The organism is Microbulbifer sp. SE14 (assembly GCF_059834885.1).
Map to the genome: position 1 here is coordinate 44,065 of NZ_JCBAJA010000018.1, position 17,001 is coordinate 61,065.

Annotated in this window: 14 protein-coding genes and 1 tRNA gene; all 15 read right to left on the minus strand. The window is 51.0% G+C overall.

The features are described 5' to 3' along the window. Positions 1-17 precede the first annotated feature (17 nt). The 15 genes from AC6R19_RS13640 to AC6R19_RS13710 all read right to left on the minus strand — a co-directional run bounded on the left by AC6R19_RS13640 (position 18) and on the right by AC6R19_RS13710 (position 16,976). Positions 18-1,289: a glycosyltransferase family 4 protein gene (locus AC6R19_RS13640; protein ID WP_500580388.1), complete on the minus strand. Its 1,272-nt coding sequence runs from the start codon at positions 1,287-1,289 to the stop codon at positions 18-20. After that, the gene (locus AC6R19_RS13645; protein ID WP_500580389.1) at positions 1,276-3,090 is read right to left on the minus strand and encodes a heparinase II/III domain-containing protein; all 1,815 of its coding nucleotides are present in this window, start codon (positions 3,088-3,090) and stop codon (positions 1,276-1,278) included. The genes AC6R19_RS13640 and AC6R19_RS13645 overlap by 14 nt, the downstream gene beginning before the upstream one ends. 2 nt (positions 3,091-3,092) lie before the next feature. Beyond that, entirely contained in the window at positions 3,093-4,826 is a 1,734-nt protein-coding gene (locus AC6R19_RS13650; protein WP_500580390.1) for a hypothetical protein, read from the minus strand. Next, positions 4,826-5,524, minus strand: coding sequence for a class I SAM-dependent methyltransferase (locus tag AC6R19_RS13655; protein WP_500580391.1), 699 nt, complete (start codon positions 5,522-5,524; stop codon positions 4,826-4,828). The genes AC6R19_RS13650 and AC6R19_RS13655 overlap by 1 nt, the downstream gene beginning before the upstream one ends. A 103-nt stretch (positions 5,525-5,627) precedes the next feature. Then, positions 5,628-7,358, minus strand: a complete 1,731-nt coding sequence (locus tag AC6R19_RS13660) for a heparinase II/III domain-containing protein (RefSeq protein WP_500580392.1) — start codon at positions 7,356-7,358, stop codon at positions 5,628-5,630. After that, positions 7,355-10,114, minus strand: coding sequence for a glycosyltransferase family protein (locus AC6R19_RS13665; RefSeq protein WP_500580393.1), 2,760 nt, complete (start codon positions 10,112-10,114; stop codon positions 7,355-7,357). Before AC6R19_RS13665 ends, AC6R19_RS13660 begins: the two co-directional genes overlap by 4 nt. Before the next feature lie 49 nt (positions 10,115-10,163). Further along, positions 10,164-11,426, minus strand: coding sequence for a UDP-N-acetyl-D-mannosamine dehydrogenase (wecC, locus tag AC6R19_RS13670; RefSeq protein WP_500580394.1), 1,263 nt, complete (start codon positions 11,424-11,426; stop codon positions 10,164-10,166). Between the two features lie 11 nt (positions 11,427-11,437). Then, positions 11,438-12,592: a non-hydrolyzing UDP-N-acetylglucosamine 2-epimerase gene (wecB, locus tag AC6R19_RS13675; RefSeq protein WP_500580395.1), complete on the minus strand. Its 1,155-nt coding sequence runs from the start codon at positions 12,590-12,592 to the stop codon at positions 11,438-11,440. A gap of 9 nt (positions 12,593-12,601) precedes the next feature. Continuing rightward, positions 12,602-13,477, minus strand: coding sequence for an NAD(+) kinase (locus tag AC6R19_RS13680; protein ID WP_500580396.1), 876 nt, complete (start codon positions 13,475-13,477; stop codon positions 12,602-12,604). A gap of 186 nt (positions 13,478-13,663) precedes the next feature. After that, positions 13,664-14,704, minus strand: coding sequence for a 1-aminocyclopropane-1-carboxylate deaminase/D-cysteine desulfhydrase (locus AC6R19_RS13685; protein WP_500580397.1), 1,041 nt, complete (start codon positions 14,702-14,704; stop codon positions 13,664-13,666). A 50-nt stretch (positions 14,705-14,754) separates the two neighbouring features. Further along, positions 14,755-15,045 (minus strand): type II toxin-antitoxin system RelE/ParE family toxin, encoded by a 291-nt coding sequence (locus tag AC6R19_RS13690; protein ID WP_500580398.1) that lies wholly within the window; start codon positions 15,043-15,045, stop codon positions 14,755-14,757. Then, positions 15,035-15,277 carry a CopG family ribbon-helix-helix protein gene (locus tag AC6R19_RS13695; RefSeq protein ID WP_500580399.1) on the minus strand — a complete coding sequence of 81 codons (243 nt, stop codon included), beginning with the start codon at positions 15,275-15,277 and terminating at the stop codon, positions 15,035-15,037. Before AC6R19_RS13695 ends, AC6R19_RS13690 begins: the two co-directional genes overlap by 11 nt. Before the next feature lie 85 nt (positions 15,278-15,362). Next, positions 15,363-16,148, minus strand: coding sequence for an RES family NAD+ phosphorylase (locus AC6R19_RS13700; RefSeq protein ID WP_500580400.1), 786 nt, complete (start codon positions 16,146-16,148; stop codon positions 15,363-15,365). A gap of 93 nt (positions 16,149-16,241) precedes the next feature. After that, entirely contained in the window at positions 16,242-16,607 is a 366-nt protein-coding gene (locus tag AC6R19_RS13705; protein WP_500580401.1) for an antitoxin Xre/MbcA/ParS toxin-binding domain-containing protein, read from the minus strand. A 292-nt stretch (positions 16,608-16,899) separates the two neighbouring features. Then, positions 16,900-16,976 (minus strand) — tRNA-Asp (locus AC6R19_RS13710). Between the last annotated feature and the right edge of the window lie 25 nt (positions 16,977-17,001).

Here is a 17,001-nt window from a genome sequence, read left to right on the forward strand (position 1 = left end):
TTAAGGGGCTCTCTGATTTACTCATTCACTAAAACTCTGCTATACAACTTCAATAGATCTTCGGACTGCGAAGCCCAGTTGAGCGACTCCCTCGCTACTCTGGCATTGTTCGCATATCGGACACGCATTTCCCCGTCCTGCACCAAGCTCTCGATAGCTTGCCGAAGGGATGTAACATCATCAGGATCAACCAGCAACCCTAAATCCCATTCAGAAACCAGCTTGCGGATTTCTGGAAAGTCACTCGCCACCACTGGGAGCCCGCCCATTACATACTCAAACAGCTTGTTTGAATCAGTAGTAAAGTGGTTTAAGCAGGTATTCCGAAGGCACTGGACACCAATATCCGCAGAGGCTGTCCATTCCGGGAGTTCATCAAGCGAAACTTGTCCAACAAAGTGGATTCGGTCAGTTAATCTGGCAGCCTGCTCCTCCAAACTTTTTCGCTGAATACCGTCACCGATAAGTACGAGCTCAGCGCCCCTGATTTCAGAGACAGCAGCCATTAAGTTTCTTAATCCCCTACCCCACTGGAGTCCGCCCTGATATAGCACAACAACACTATCAGTAGCTATTCCGAATTCCGACCTGATTCGGCCACTATCATTGACGATTCGTTGAACTGGTCGATTCTGTAGCACGACAATATCCGGATAGCCATAAGAACTATGGAACCAGTCTGCACGGGCTTGCGTCGTAGTAATATGCCCTTCGGCACTCCGCCCTATCCATCGCTCAACGATTTTTATCAGCCATACCCGCCCACGGTACCCCTCACGGTCAGCGCTGATTTCGTGAGCGTCATAGATCAATTTGGCCCCGCAGCGACGTGCCGCAAGCCAGGCTGGTAGAAGCGTATTAATATCATGTGCGTGTACTACGTCCGGACGAAATCGACACACAGACCGGAACATGCGGAAGTTGACGCCAAGCTCCTCAAATAAAAGCGTAAGACGTCGATCCAGCTGCCACCAACGAACTGGCTTGTAGCGCTGTCGGGAAGGCTCAGTCTTAATTGTACCAGTGGCCAACTTCTTAACGCGTCGCAATAGATTGCGTGGAGCCAGGATAAGCCGCGACAGTAGTGGTACCATGCGCGACACTCTTTCAACATGGATCCCATCGAATACTGTTTCCGAAGGCACCATTCGGGCGGGCGTTAACACTGCCGTAATCTGTACACTTGCGCCACTCTTTTGGAGTGTATCCGCTTCGCGTAGTACTCTTGCATCATTGACAAAGCCATTCCACAAAAGCATTGCCACTCTCTTCCCTCTAATCACAGCCATGCAGCCTCCACACCCCTTGCTGCAGATCCATTCGTCTACCGTTAAGGGAGCCACTCTCCCTCCAGCAGTACTCGTAATCCCCGGAAGAGAACCAATCAATGAATTGCGTTTCCGGCATACTGGGAAGTGCTTCACCAGGCTCAATCCAACGAAATACTGTGACAAACCTGCCCGAAAAAGCACTGTTTCGGAATCCAATTTGCCAACTAGGCTCCAATTTCCGGTACTCGGGTGAATACCACCCATACCACTGTGCACCCTTAACACCTCGCAACGCTTCCATACCCGTTACCGGCACTGTACTGAATACATGCAGGACTGAATCAGTCCAGGGAAACCGCACTTCAAATCGATCTCCAACCTTTGTTACCTGTGCCTCAGGCGGAAAATGAAACCATTGCACCAACTCCTCCCATGGCCAGCGGTTGTGTATCTCGTCTGCCACTATCAACCATTCCCCCGGCGAAAGTAGTAACCACCGCTCTTGCTTCGTATCTACAACAGAACGGGGGAACTTAGCGGAAGCGTTTAATATTGCCACTCCATCTTCCGTTCTTGCGCTGGAATGAAGTATTTTCGGAATCTTTTTGCGTGAATGGCCACGCTCACTGACCCTAACCGTATTGTGCGCATTAACACCTACGATATAGTCACGAGCTGGTCCTGCATCATATCCCCACTTTCCAGAGTCAACTAAAATACGCCGCCCATGATCCGACCACTCAAATGAGAATGTATCAGCATGCTTATGGACCGAAGAGTGGTGCGCCACTGAAAACATTACATAGCTATCATTTTCGCTCTTGTCTTTCATTCGAACAAATGAATACCCGGTATCGGGAAACGACTTTGCGCCATACTCAGGTTCACTTCCCTGTGTACCACTGCTCGTCAGCCACAAAGTCTTTGGATCAAATTTTGCCGCATTGCGAGCGTGGCGTGACTCAGTATCCCCAATTGCGGCAAAGCCGCCGTCTGGGTGGACCATCCAGTGGAGATTACTGGGCACACGCTCAAAAACAGCTCTTGCATTTTCGGATAGTTTGAGCAACCCGGAATCTTCGATTTTCTTAAACACCTTATAGGCGAAAAGATGGTACTCCGGAGAGTGTTCCAAATGCATCGCTTCTGCATTGAACTGGAGCCAAAACAATTCTTCATAACGAGTACCTGCATACTTCATTATGCTTTCGCACTCAGGGTATAACCCCAGTTGACATAGCGATGCAACGCCTATTAACTGAAAAAGACCGTGATTGTACGCTGAGAATTTATCGGGGTCTGCCAATTCGAGCAAATGAAGTCGCCCCGCATACACAAGGCGCCTCATGTCAGTTTCGGAAATTTCCCCTTCACGCCGCTCTAACCAAATCAGTTGCGCCAGGTAATTTGCCCGCACGCCAGTCGCCATATCATTCCATCGGAAGGAATTAGGTTTACCCTCCTCTAGATTAAATCTGATCCAGTCGAGGAAAGCTTCACGGACAAATTTTAAATAAGATCGATCACCATCATCCATTAGCACCTGAAAAGCAGGTGCTAGCGGATACATTCCATTAAGTTGATATTGCCAATTAATATCATTATATGGGTCTGCAGCCCAATCGATGGGAGGCTGTATTGAAAATGCTTCATATCCTCGAATAGAAAATCCATGCTCGACAATCGACTTCGCCGACTTTTCCGGATTCGATATATTTTGATGCTTATAATAATTAAATCCCTCTTCAGCCTGAAGCGTTTCCACAACCGCAAAGTGCATCACAGGCAACAGGATAAATCGCAAGAGACTTGACCGCACGACTAACTCCCTACCAAATATTCGCCGTTCGAAACCGGAGATTCCATGCTGCGCAGGTGGTTCAACCTAACTAAAATATCAGGCAAAAGTGCCAAGGCGTCGACAAATCGTTGCCGGCTCACCTCGACCTCCAAAGTAAACATCAAAGCCGCCAGCTCTGCCTGTTCCGGCTTGACCTCTTTAAGGGAGTGTCTCTCATATCGAGCCGTTACTATGCCATCTTTGAGTCTTTGTAGCCGGCTATCCGGCCAACCTGAACCTACCGGCTCGAGGCTCCACTGCCCCCAGTGCAGCACACAATCATTATCATTTTTCCTCGAGAACATGGTATAGCCATTCACGCTTGGATTCGTAAATGTCAATGGCAGGGCATTAATCAATTCTTTAATCACGTTTATATGAGGAACAAGAGTATCAATTAGCGCCAATGACTGGGTGTCGGCGGCTACGCGTAGCCGCGTGAATACTTCACCACTAATTCTCTGCCCAAGCAGCGGACGAGAACGAAGATATCGCTGCGCCAACTCTACGGGCGGCTCCACCGAGAGTAATATTCCAGACATACGCTCCGCCAATGAACGAATATTCTTACCCACACAAGAATCGACATCAGGCAACAAAAACAAATGGCACTGAAAATTTTTTAACTGTGTAACCCCAATGAGTGGCAAAGCCGGCAATCCCCTTGGTGGGCGAGCTAGCAGCTCGGCCTCGTGTTGCGCCATGGAGCTGAGGTTTGACTCAAATAGTTTAACGAAATACGACTTTTGGCTCTCACTTGCTTTTACCTGAAGCACGGCAATATTCGTCAGACCTGTGTGATACCATTGACATTCCAATGTTGTGCTTTCGTCACGTGCCAACTCCGAAAGCACTGATCGCACCCAGGCATCTTTTGATTCAGGCGCCAGCATTGGCCACATACTGTTGTCAGCATTGTTGCGGGATGGCAATAGTACTTTGCCATGGAAAAACAATGCATCCAGTTTCATCCTCTGCCGATGCAGGCCTACCAGTCCACTCACCACGCCGGCAGCATGAGAACATATTTGCCTGCTGAGCAATAAAGTCACTATCGCCAGCAGTAAATTCGGCGGAGACCAGAATATGAAGTCAACCATCATGCAAGTGAACGAGAGCAAAAACCCCAGGTTACCAGCTATGTTTACCGAATCCCGCCACTTCTCGACCATCGCTTCCGGGAATTTTTCGCTGACTTGGCATCCCCCCCAATACAGAGTAAAGATCAACACGAAATATCCAGCCAACATCAGTGCCATTACAGGATACTTCCAGGCCAGCAAAAACATGGCAAACAATATGAACACACCACTGGACAGCAGTCTGGAGTATGCCTGATATCCATTTACGGCAGTCAAGTCCTGGTTCTCAAACAGGATCATCTTGCGATTTTTGGCCAGTAGATACTGTGCTCCACTGTTGGCACAGAATGAGATCACGCGCTCGGCAGTCAGATGCAGGCCGTAAAAGGCGATCGCGGAAATACTCAGAAAAAGTACAAGCCAATCCCGATCCATATCAGCAAAAAAACTGGGGAAATAGGCTGGAATCCCCTCTGAGCCTAACAAGACGACCACTTTCAGGGGCAAAAGAAACGCCAGGATGGCACTAACCTGCGATACAAGCGTTGCAAACACCCCGCTAGCAGTCGTCCAGGGAACAACGCGAGCAAACTTGAGTCCGAGCGAAAGATACCACCGCATTGCTCCTGACATTAGTTACGATCACCTTTCAACATCTTAAATGTCACGCCAATCAATTTCTGTATATCGCTTCGCAGGCCCGTTAGTCTGCCAGACTTTTCAAAAACAAAGAAATCCGAGTATGAATATTCACTTAAACTCTCCCCTATACTTGCAGATGTAACCGGATATCTATTTCTAATAACCTTAATTAACTTAAACTTCGAACTATTCTCATGGACCCAGCTCAAGAACTCTCGATGCCTAACATGTGGGTTAATATCTACGATATCATCCGAATTGCTTGAGTAGATAACCACAAATTTTCGAGAAGACGAAAACAAGTTGCGCATATATGCATCAAATACAGAGCCCTCCACAAGATGGTAAATGACGTCCAGGGATATGACCAAATCCGCAGTCTCTCCATTATATTCCGGCACAAGAGAAAACTTTTTTGACTTATCTTTAAAGTAGACTTTGGAGCATGCAGTAACAACAGTCTCACTTACATCAAAGCCATGGTAGCTGGGATATTCAGCCAACTTCAGCTGGTTCCCATCTCCACTGCCAAACTCAATCACGCCTTTTATTTTGTTTTCTTTGACAAACGCATTAATTACCGAAGCTTTAAACTCCGCCAATCTGCCATACGATCCAGAACCAGAGTTTTTTCCCGCCCTATAGCGGTTCTCCCAATAACGTGATGAACTAAACACTTGACCTTGCATACTACCCTCTCTCGGAACCGCCCGGACAATGCGGCTAGCGATCTTTCAAAGCTTCTGCTTCATCATGCTTTTCACAATAAAACATACTGGAAAACTTTGATGTCTAACCCTTAATTTGCATGGTTCCATCTTCCGACAAGAGGACACTCCGAGATCTATTTCCGACAGATACTGTTATCAATCTGCCTCTCTTAATTGCACTCTGGAAGGCAGATATTCCCTCGCCATTCTCAGCAAATCCAAACACTGTTAAGAAAGTGACGAATTTTCCGGAACGCACTGTCGCGAGTGTCGGTACTGGTGCTATTTCATCGTGGCCGTAGCCTGCCCATCCACGCAACGGCTGCTCGCAGCCCCGAAAGTAAGAAATCTCATCATAGGGCCAGAGCTGGAAAAACTCAGCCGTGACATCTCCCAGCTCCAATGCGGCGCGATTGCCAGTCAGGGAGCGGAGCTCCAGGCCACGATCGAAGTGCCAGAGCTGCTGGAAGGCTCTGCTCTGTTCGGAGACTAACCTGTCCACAACAATGATGAACTCTGGATCCTGGCAAAAGAGGATTCCACGCTGCCTGGTTGTTTTATAGTAAGGCACATCTCTTAACTGGTAAGACTGCCAACCTTCACGAACTTGCGAGTGAGTCAATTCCGTCTCGGCGTTCCATAGAAAATTGGCGTTGTCGAGGGAAACGACTGTATTGTGAGCCTCCGGGGTCTGCAGGTGTTTGCGCATCTTTTTATCGGCATAGCCATGAAAGCCACCGTCAATCAGTATCCGCTTGCCTTTGTAGTGGTAGGTTAGCGAAGTGTGATCGTTATGCCCATGGATAATGCGCCCCGGACCGAATCGAAGCGTATAGTAGCTCTCCTGCTCAAAAGGGCACTCTTCACCCCAACCGCTGCGACCAAAAACATAGCCACTGTCAAATATCGCGATGCGCCTGTCAGGTCTTTTCCCCCGAACCCCATTGGTCGCAGCGTATTCCAGGGCTGATTCTGAGGCAAAACGGGCGAGATCTGTCGCATCATTGTGCGCGTTCCGCAACAATGTGTCACCGAGCTGCGCCCAATTGCCGTCCGGAGCGACACCGTGAGCGGCAAAATCCAACATTAGCGGCAATCGCGAGAATTTGCTTTCGTCTACCGTAAGACCACTGGCCTCCAAACGCGTTTTCAAGTCGTTAAACCGCAGATACACATAGTACTGATAGCCCACTGCTTGCTCGTGGGTCACTCCCTGTACATCGATGGACGCCTCAAGATTCTCCAGTGCGCGTGCGCATGCCACGCGCTTCCAATCGTCGCGATCCAGCGCACAACCCAGGGCAAGCAACCCAATGTCCTGATCCAGACCGTGATTCCATTTGCCCTGATGAAAGTTTTCGTCAAGCAGCATCTCTGCGTGTAGGCCGATGGTATCGATCAGCCACTGCTCATGACAGCCGAGCACATACAGTGCCGCCAAGTGCTCGGCCCTTATCGCCGTCGCATGACCGTCCCACGCCATTTTAGAGCTGGGAGCACTTGGGTCATTGTCAGAAGCCCAACCACGTATAATTGAAGCAGCCAATTCAATATCCCTTTCCTCTCGACCCATCTCAATCAATAGCGGTCTTAAACAAAAAAACGAATTCAACCACCAGTGAAAGGTCGGAGACAAATCCGCATGGCTTGACCAATCGAATTTAATGGAAAAATCCAGCAGTGTTATCCCATAAACAGGCGGAACCAAGACGCATTTTGACTCTCGGAGGCTGCGAAGCTCCTTCCTTGCCGTCGCAGATGGGGGAAAATCACACAAAAACTCCTTACCGGCCAATGGCACACTTACCGTCATGCACGCCCCTCAATATTCATGACTTCGTTCAGTCGTCTGTAGATAAATTCATGGCCATACTTTCCGACGAGCAGATTTCGATTCGCCTCGATCTGCGCCCAGCGCTCATCTTCAGAAAGATTTCGAAACGCCTCAATTCGATCGGCGGCCTGTTTGGGATCATTCACAATCCAATCGCAGGAATAAACTGACACGGCCTCCTCCCAAGGCCACAACAGCGGCTGACAGCCCGTCAGCACACCGTCCGCGAGCGCATAGTGAAAGGACTCATGGTCGCTACAGGAAATGATGTGATCAACCTTGCGATACCACAAGGCGACATCATTCCCCCAGGGATCAAAGTGCACCCGTCCCGCCAATAAAGACTCGCCATCAATTCTGGCGTAGATTTCCCGGTAATAATCGAGTTCAGCCCTGCGGCTGGGGCCGTGCATAAACTCCAATGTTTCAGGACGCGGCCCCTTGATATACAGTTCCGCTTCCTTGCCTCTTTGCCGCAGCTCGAGAAGTGTATCGATCGCGCGGTCGAGCCGTTTGCTTTGCGGAATAATTCCCACCATGCCCAAGCGGATAGTTTCTGTCTGCTTGCGGAAAGCCAGTTTATACTCGCTCTCTAACAGATAATTGGGGATTATTACTGTCTTTTCCTCCGGCCAACCGAACAGTTCAAGCGCACGATCACGAACCCGGCGCGATACAAAAATGACTTTCTCTACATTTTCGATATTTATTTGACGACCAAATTTGCTTGCGCGTGGATTGACCTCTTGAGCGTGAGCCCGTATGAAGAGCCGCTTGCCCGGCGCCAGGTTATTTGAATGCCAAACTGCATTCGCGAGCCCCCATTCGCACAATACGATATGCGCCCAATCCTGACAGGCCTTCGACCTTTCGACATTGACAGAATCTCCCCATGCCCAGGTATCTCGAACAACTTCGTGCCCTACTGATTTCAAGTAGGAGACATATGGATCGATAAACTTGAAGTCGTGGCACGCAACGCAGATACGCTTTACATCGGCAAGCTCTTTGCGGTCAATGATTTCATCGAAAAAACGCCGACGGGCAGTTGCGAGACTGTGCCTTTGACGCAGTGCATTAGCAACACTGTCTGGCAATGAGTTCCGCGAAGCAAGGATCTCCCCAAAACTGTCCAAATCGTCGGCAAAAAAAGGATAGTCCGTACCAAGTACCGAAACATTAACCTCGCTCGGATAACAGATACATTTTGCGCCGGATGCGATCATTTCAACCAGTTTGGTGGAGAGTTCAAGCGTATTGTTCTCCAACCTCGCGGGCCGCCAGCACCAGACATAATCCATCTCAGACATCAACTGCATAGACTGTTGACGATTGAAATCCTGGTAGTGTTTAGCCTTGACCCGCTGCATCTTTTCCAGGATAGTATTTCGAAAGCCTTCCTGGCGTTTCGCACCACTGCCTTCTGAAATCTTGTTCGCGACTATGTGAACTTCGACGTCCACGCCTCTTTCTTTAATCTCAGCGATCCAGTCCAGAAGCTCTTCCACTCCCCAGTCTGGTGTTATCTTCCCCGAGTATCCGATCAACAACGGTCCATTCTTGCCGGCCTCCGCAGACCTTGGTTGAGGAAGTTCATCCGGAATTGGGGGGGGGAGCTCAAAAGCCTCGAAGTCCAACCCCGTGACTTGGCGCAGCTTCTGTTCAATAGCGGGGGTCTGAACTATGAGTTTCGCCGCTTGATTTGTACATATCGATGCCGAGTGAGCTCGCTCCACAGGAACCTCCAGGCCATCCTCATTAATCACATAGAAGTCTGTTAGGTAAACTAGAGCACGTTCCCTGAACTGGCGCGTTGCAAGCAGCTGCTCGGCAGCCTCCACACCGCGAACAATAACGTGAGAAATGCCAGGAAGAATTCCATCTATTGACCGCAAGACTCGACAGGCGTCAGCCGGAGCAAAGGATTCACGTGGTGAATTCAAGTCGTCGGGACTGATTATCAGAAGGTTTTCCCGATTTTGAATGTTAGATACCACAACATCGGAATAAATATCCGTTTTGGAAACCAGAACGCAGCGTCCATACCCACACAATATGGAAGCCATGGAGGAAAGCCAGACCGAAGAGCCATCTACAATATTTAGATTAATATCCGCATACAGAAGATACTTGATATCCGTTGCGTCCGCTAAATTTTCGGCCCATTTAGCCGTCGCCGCCTCAACCCAAGAATTATCCTCTTCGAGCCTCCGGAAGCACAACTGGTCCAGGTTGATCACACGATCTAGCGCTGAACTCAGTGTAACTTTAAGCCACCTTTGATCTTTCTCGACATTAATGACTGCGTTTTGAGCCACCCCATAGTCGCGAGGCTTTCCCCCGCCAAAGTATGAGAATAGTGAATCATCATCGCCAATCATCATACCCTGGCGGCCGGCAACTTCCCGGGAAGGAGTGCCATTGAACATTTGAAAGCGAGCCACCAGGGCCTTTCGGCTGCCGGCCAGTTTCTGATCTGCGTGCCGAATTTCAAAGCAGTAAGTGCCCTTGTGCACATTACCAAAGTATATCCTTTTCTTGGAAGATGGCCAAAGAACACAACCATTGACAATTGATCCGACATTGGAAACTATGCCTCTATTCAATGACCTATGCAGCTTGGCTGCAGCTTTCCATCTATATGTCTTGATCTCCCTGTATAGATAATTAGCAATCTTGTAGGGGTTTAGATACTTCAAATTAGATTTTATATTTTTCGCAACCACCACGTTCATGCATCTTCTCTAACAGTTAGGACCAACATCAAATACAATCGAAAAGCATCTATTGCTTTTTGATATTTACAAAATCGATTAGCTTTTCTCCAGGGAAATCGACTTCATTTAGCACTTGCACAAACTCTTTGTGCCTCACCAGTCCAGCAAGTAATACTTTGTCCTTTATGACGCCGTCAAGTGAAGCCAGTCGTATATTTTCTATATCGCGAAGAGCTGCTGGCAAATCACTGATATTTGGCTCTACTGCAAGCACTTGTATGGATTTGTCGTTCGATAGCATTCGGACAATCTCTACTGCTGGGCTTTCGCGCAAATCATCAATATCCGGCTTAAACGCCAACCCGAGGCATGCCACCACCTGTGCACCATTTAACTTTTTCTTGATTTGCTCTACAACGTATTCAGGCTTGCTGTCGTTTACTTCGCGAGCCGTACGGATAAGGCGGGCGTTCTCTGGAGATTGGCTTACGATAAACCAGGGATCCACGGCAATGCAGTGACCACCGACTCCACAACCCGGCTGCAGGATGTTGACCCGGGGGTGTTTATTAGCTAATTCAATCAATTCCCAAACGTCAATATCTAATTCTTTTGAGATTATCGAAAGTTCATTTGCAAACGCGATATTGACATCCCTGAAAGCATTTTCAGTCAACTTTGCCATCTCGGCAGTACGGGCATCGGTTAATAAACAATTGCCTTCCACAAAAACCTGGTAGAGATCTTTGGCCTTGGCGGCACATTGTTTCGTCAGGCCACCAATAATTCGATCGTTTTCCACCAACTCTCGCATCACATGTCCAGGTAGTACTCGCTCTGGACAATGGGCAATATATATGTCGAACTCTCCTTCCGATCGATTGATTGTTGGCACATTTAGGTCCGGCCGAAAGTCAGCCAAGCCTTGCGCCATATGCTCTGTGGCACCAACGGGCGATGTCGATTCTAGAATTATCAAGTCCCCCTTTTTGATGACAGGTGCAATTGCGGCTATCGCAGATTCGATATAGGAAAGATCAGGCTCTTTATCCCCTTTAAATGGTGTGGGTACGGCTATGATAAAAGCATCAGCACTTTCTGGTGTCAACGAAGCTTTTAAGTAGCCTTCCGTTACTGTCGAATGTACAACTATGTCCAGCTCGGGCTCGACTATATGGATTTCACCGCGATTAATCGTGTTTACTGCGTTTTCATTGACATCGACACCACAAACTTTGAGCTTCCGAGATGCAAATGCTGCGGCAGTTGGCAAACCAATGTACCCAAGCCCCATTACCGTCAGCGATTGAAAGTTCTTGTTAGTAATCACTTTACCTCCTTTTATGCCGTTGCATCTTCTACTGCAGCAATTTCTTCCTGCTGGACTATTTGCGAAACTATTCGCTCGCACGCCTTGCCATCCCCATAAGGATTGTGGGCTTCAGACATGGATTTATAGTGTGCTTCGTCAGTTAAGAGCTTCACCACTTCATTCAGAATGAAATTACTATTTGTACCCACAAGCTTAACGGTTCCTGCATCTACAGCTTCAGGTCGCTCCGTCGTATCCCTCATTACCAGTACTGGCTTACCAAGGGACGGGGCCTCCTCTTGAATACCCCCAGAGTCGGTCAATATCAAATACGAACGACTCATCATATATACAAAAGGGAGGTATTCGAGCGGTTCAATCAGGAGCACATTTTCAACATCGCTCAGAATTCTGTTGACAGGTTCTCGAACATTCGGATTCAGGTGAACCGGATACACAATCAGCACATCAGGATGAGAAATGGCGATCTTTCTTATTGCCGTGCAAATGTTTTCAAACCCTTCGCCAAAGTTTTCTCGGCGATGCCCTGTTACCAGGACAATTCTCCGGTTTTCTTTTAGAAAGGAGAGCTGACTCAGAATCTGCTGCTCGAGCTGAGGGTTCTGCCTAATAATAGAGAGGACTTCATGTAGCGCGTCGATAACGGTATTGCCCGTTACTTGTACCGTGGAGCTGTAAACGCCTTCACTGAGCAAATTATGTTGCGCTCTTGAAGTTGGCGCGAAATGATACGCAGCAATAGAGCCGGTGATTTTCCGATTCATTTCTTCCGGCCAAGGCGAGTAAATATCGCCCGTACGCAATCCTGCCTCAACATGGCCAACTGGAATTTTTTCGTAGTAGCTCGCTAAAGAAACGGCTAGTGTGGTTGTCGTGTCACCGTGTACAAGCACGATATCGGGACGCCACTCTTTCAAAACAGGCCTCATCCCCAACAATATTCGACTGGTAATGTCTGTAAGATCCTGACCTGGCTGCATAATATCGAGATCCCAATCAGGGGTGATATCAAAAAGTTCCAAAACCTGATCCAGCATTGAACGGTGCTGAGCGGTTACGCAAACTTTGCACTCAGCCTCTTCATTTTTGGCAAACGCCTTTACAAGCGGTGCCATCTTTATCGCTTCCGGGCGTGTGCCGAAGACAATAAGGACCTTTTTCATAACGCTACCTTAGCTGCTTACCTGCCAGTTCAATTTTGAACGGCATGTTTCGTAAAAGTTGTGGTCTAAAGGGTGAATCAGGGTCAATCTATGTGGCTTTTTGTGTATGCGAATCACATCACCCGGTTCGGTAATTACCTGATCATGTCCGTCACAAGTCACGTGGGGCTTGGCAATATTGTGCTCGCCCACAATGATCTTGAACTCGCTGCTGCCCTCCACGACGATCGGGCGACTGCTGAGAGTGTGTGGGTTCAACGGCACCAACACTATGGCGTCCAGTTTGGGATGCATAATTGGTCCACCACCAGATAATGCATATGCCGTAGAACCCGTGGGGGTAGATATGATCAGACCGTCCGAACGCTGGGTATATACAAACTGACCGTCTATATAGAGATCGAACTCGATCATGCGGATAAATTCACCAGGGTGAAGGACCACGTCATTCAGGGCAGAGCCCTTGCCGATCGGCTTGCCGTCCCGCGTAACGGACATATCCACCAGGAAGCGACTCTCGGCCATATACTTGCCGGCCAGCACTTCGCCCACTTTCTGTTCGATTTCGTCCGGGGTGATATCGGTGAGGAAGCCGAGGCGACCGCGGTTGATACCCAAGAGCGGCACGCTGAATTTGGCCAGGGCGCGGGCGGCGGCGAGGAGGCTGCCGTCGCCGCCTACAACGATCACCAAGTCACAGAGTTCGCCAAGCTTGTCTTTTGGTGCCACGCGGGCGTTGTGGTTGGGGGCGGCACTGGCGGTTTCCTGTTCCAGAACCACGGCGAAGCCCTCCCGCTCCAGGAACGCCATCAGGCGTTTGAGCGAGAGGACGGCACTGTCGCTTTCTGTACGGCCGATCAGGCCGATGTTCTGAAATTCTGACACCGCTCCCCCATGGTGCCCGAATCTGGGCCCAGCGTTAGATGCTTTTCTTGCCGGCCCACTTGGTTGTTTTTTGTGCACCGATGGGAAAAGCTTCCCCAAAATTGTGACAGGCGATTATGCCTGAGCTTGGTTTGTGAGTCGAACGGGACCGCGGAGTTCAGTTGAGAATTGTGAAGACTGCACTGATTATATTTTGCACAACCATGTGCGCTGATTTCCACGCCTTCCTTGAAGTCCGCCGGAATGCAGTGCCAGTATCCTGCTGCCGGGGGGGATGCGGCCGCTGATGGCTTCCTGATGTAAACCGTACATCAGTTTTGCGGTGTATACCGGGTCCAGGGGGATGTTGGTTTGATGCTCGAAGGTTTGCTGGAAGTCTTGCAGGTATCGGGGGTATTTGGCGTAGCCGTTGCAGTGGTACTGGTTGATCAAGTGGATGTTGCCGCGGTTGGCTCCGTGGCAGGCCATGGCTACCCCCTCCCCAACCCCTCCCCCGCAAGCGGGAGAGGGGCTAGATAGTGCCTCTAGCCAGTGTTGTGCATCCCGGCGGATTGAGTCGCCTGCCTTTAGCACCTCCACGCCGTAGATTGGAAAGCTTGTGATCGATGAGGCCAGCCCGGCCAGGGTGAGGCCGGTGCCACAGGCCAGCCACAGTTGATCAAATCTGATTGGGGCAGTCGCCTCGATTGTTTTTCCCAATAGCCGGACGCCCCTGGCCCCGGCCAGGTTGGCGCCGCCTTCCGGTATATAGAGAATGCCCGGCTCTTCAACCCCCAGGAGACTCAGGAACTCCGGGTTATTGCGCTGGCGGTACTTTTCCCGCGTGATGAATCTGAATTTCATGCCGAAGCGCTCGGCATCTTGCAGGGTGGCGCTCAGTTCGGGTGGGCGTTCTCCGCAGATTATGCCGATAGTGTTGAAGCCGAAGCGGGCGCCGGCGGCTGCGGTGGCGTGGATATGATTTGACCAGGCGCCGCCGCAGGTGATCAGGGTGTGGGCGCCCTGCTCTCTCGCTTCGATCAGGTTGTACAGGAGTTTGTAGGCCTTATTGCCGGAAATGAGAGGGTCCAGGAGGTCATCACGGCGGATCCAGACTTCGATGTTGGGGAACAGGTCGCTTTCGATGCGCTGGAATGGAACTTCGCGGACAGCTTCTATAAAGGCATCCAGATCCAAACTGACTAGATAGCGGAGGGGCATGCTGGTTTCGCTTACATGGCGGGCCATGGGTTCGCCTGCAAGCAGGCTCCTACAAAGGATGGTTACTCGTTCCCGTACTACCAACGCTCTGGAAGGCGGCGGGAAGCGTGGAAGACGCGCAGAATTTCAACACGATTCAAACGTGCCCTTACGCGATAAGGAATGATATAGCGGGTATTGGGCACCACCAGTTCCCTGGTGCCGTGGATGCGGCCGGGATGACCGAGAGCAGGGTTATCAGGCAATAGATTCACCGCGTCGTAGATTCTCTGGACAACCTGGCTGGCGGCCTGGGGGTCATCCCTGGCGATATACTCGGCTTCGTCGTCGAGATTCTGCAGGGCTTTTACCAGCCACTTAATCTGCATCCACACCCCATTTCCTGAAGCGCTCTTTTACCGCCTTGTCACTGGCGAAATCACCCTTCTCAGCCTCTTTAACGGCATCCTTGATCTCCTGAACCTGCCATTCATTCAGCTCAATGAAGTCTCGTAGGGCCTCAGCGGCGAGAAATGACTTTGACCGGTGTGTCGCCTCCGCCAATCGCTCGAGCCGCAGCTTGAGTTCTTCATCGAGGCGGATTGTCATGGTTACGGACATGGTACATCTCCGGCTGTGTGCACATGTACACACTATAGTACGCCGCAGTTGTTGCAAGTGCTAGCGCGAATCACCGAAGAACGATTTAGGCCGGTCGCGGCAAGTGACCGTCGATTTGGAAGGCTTCCAGCGAGAAAATCCGGGTTTCCGTTCGATCTCCGGCTTTCACCAGGAAGACGACTTCCCCAAAACCGCTTTCTGCAGTCACATCCGCCTCCTGGGTCGGCGGCCTCTTTAGCAAAGTACGAGGCTCAAAGAGGGCGACATTGATCCCTTCGGAGTTTCCCGGCGGCAGCTCTACCAGGCCCGCCTGCAGGGCACGCGCCGAAGGTGCTTCGATTCCGACGATGCCAGCTTCACGCAGTTCGCGCCCCAGGTTCTGGCAGTAGCGGTATTCCGCCGGGTGGGTCAGCGCCGGCCAGTCGCCCTCCCAGGACGGGGCCTGCAGGCGGATGCCGGGGTCGGCACAGTATTTGGCGGAAAAGATATTGTGATAGCTGGTCACCGGCTTCGGTGGCACCGGGTCCATATCGTGGAAAAACAGCAGCCGGTAGTAGGCGGCTTCGGCAAGCACTGTGAGGATTGTCTTGCTGCCGTAGAAAATGCCGGATTCCGCGGTGCCGCCGAAGCGGGAGCCCCAGGGCAGTGGCGGGTAACGGAAGGGGGTGGCGAGCAGGTAATGTAGCTGTTCGCTGCCGGGCAGCCGCTGCGGCTTGCTCTCTTCCAGCAGTTCTTCCAGCACCTGCTGTTTCTGCAGGTTGTCGACCAGGCTGCGGGTGGCGACTTCTTCCTGGGATTCGACGATGCGGTACAGTCGGCCCAGTAGGCGCTGTTTGCCGGACTCGATCCGTTGAGTCAGTGCTTCGCTCAAACTCTGCCTCTTTCTTATTACTTGGCTGCGCATGACGCCCAGGCTGGCTGTCGGTGTGGTGCGCTGCGCTTATTACACCCTACGGAACTGCGCTCAAACTTTTCCGCGCATGGCATCCAGGTAGGTGACGATACGTACCAGGCCGTCAATGCGGCAGGCCAGCTCCTTGGGTGTGCCGTTGAGGGCGCGGTTGGGTGTGGCAAACCAGTAGCGGGCGCCCTCGGCGTCGCCCATCAGTACGAAAGCGGCGCGGTAGGCGCGCACCAGCAGCAGGGCCAGTTGGCCGGGGGCACTGTCCGGGTCCAGGCCGCTTCGGCGCCTCAGGGTGCGGTCGTCCAGGTGGATGATTTCGCCGAGTTCCTTCTTTTTCAGGCCCAGGTGGTCGGCGGTGTTCAGCAGGGCTTCAAGGAGTACCGCGTCGCCGCTGGGTTGGGGCTGGTAATTGGGGATTGAGGTCATTGTCGCCCCCTCGCTAGCATAAAGTGGTCACATGTCCGAAATATAGAGTTGTATCGGGCAAAATGCAATAAACGAGGAGTCAGGTAATGAGTTTGGTGCGCACGGCGCACCCTACGGGGCAGGCTCCCGCAGGGGTCTGGGAGTGCAGGAGTTGATCCAGAAACGAAAAAACGGCAGGGATTGCCGTTGTGCACAGCCGGAGGCTGCCCGTAGGGTGAGCGGTGCGGCGTTCCGAGCCATGGATGGCCCGAATGAAAAAGGCCCTCACTCTCGTGAGGGCCTTTTCGGAATATGGCGGACCGGACGGGACTCGAACCCGCGACCTCCGGCGTGACAGGCCGGCATTCTAACCAACTGAACTACCGGTCCGCGGTAGATGCACTCCCTGAAGGGG

Bases quoted from the DNA above. Each gene is read 5' to 3' on its own strand.
- wecB (WP_500580395.1), bottom strand. From the start codon at position 12,592: ATGAAAAAGGTCCTTATTGTCTTCGGCACACGCCCGGAAGCGATAAAG.
- AC6R19_RS13650 (WP_500580390.1), bottom strand. From the start codon at position 4,826: ATGTCAGGAGCAATGCGGTGGTATCTTTCGCTCGGACTCAAGTTTGCT.
- AC6R19_RS13640 (WP_500580388.1), bottom strand. From the start codon at position 1,289: ATGGCTGTGATTAGAGGGAAGAGAGTGGCAATGCTTTTGTGGAATGGC.
- AC6R19_RS13655 (WP_500580391.1), bottom strand. From the start codon at position 5,524: ATGCAAGGTCAAGTGTTTAGTTCATCACGTTATTGGGAGAACCGCTAT.
- AC6R19_RS13685 (WP_500580397.1), bottom strand. From the start codon at position 14,704: ATGGCCCGCCATGTAAGCGAAACCAGCATGCCCCTCCGCTATCTAGTC.
- AC6R19_RS13690 (WP_500580398.1), bottom strand. From the start codon at position 15,045: ATGCAGATTAAGTGGCTGGTAAAAGCCCTGCAGAATCTCGACGACGAA.
- AC6R19_RS13705 (WP_500580401.1), bottom strand. From the start codon at position 16,607: ATGACCTCAATCCCCAATTACCAGCCCCAACCCAGCGGCGACGCGGTA.
- AC6R19_RS13665 (WP_500580393.1), bottom strand. From the start codon at position 10,114: ATGAACGTGGTGGTTGCGAAAAATATAAAATCTAATTTGAAGTATCTA.
- AC6R19_RS13660 (WP_500580392.1), bottom strand. From the start codon at position 7,358: ATGACGGTAAGTGTGCCATTGGCCGGTAAGGAGTTTTTGTGTGATTTT.
- AC6R19_RS13695 (WP_500580399.1), bottom strand. From the start codon at position 15,277: ATGTCCGTAACCATGACAATCCGCCTCGATGAAGAACTCAAGCTGCGG.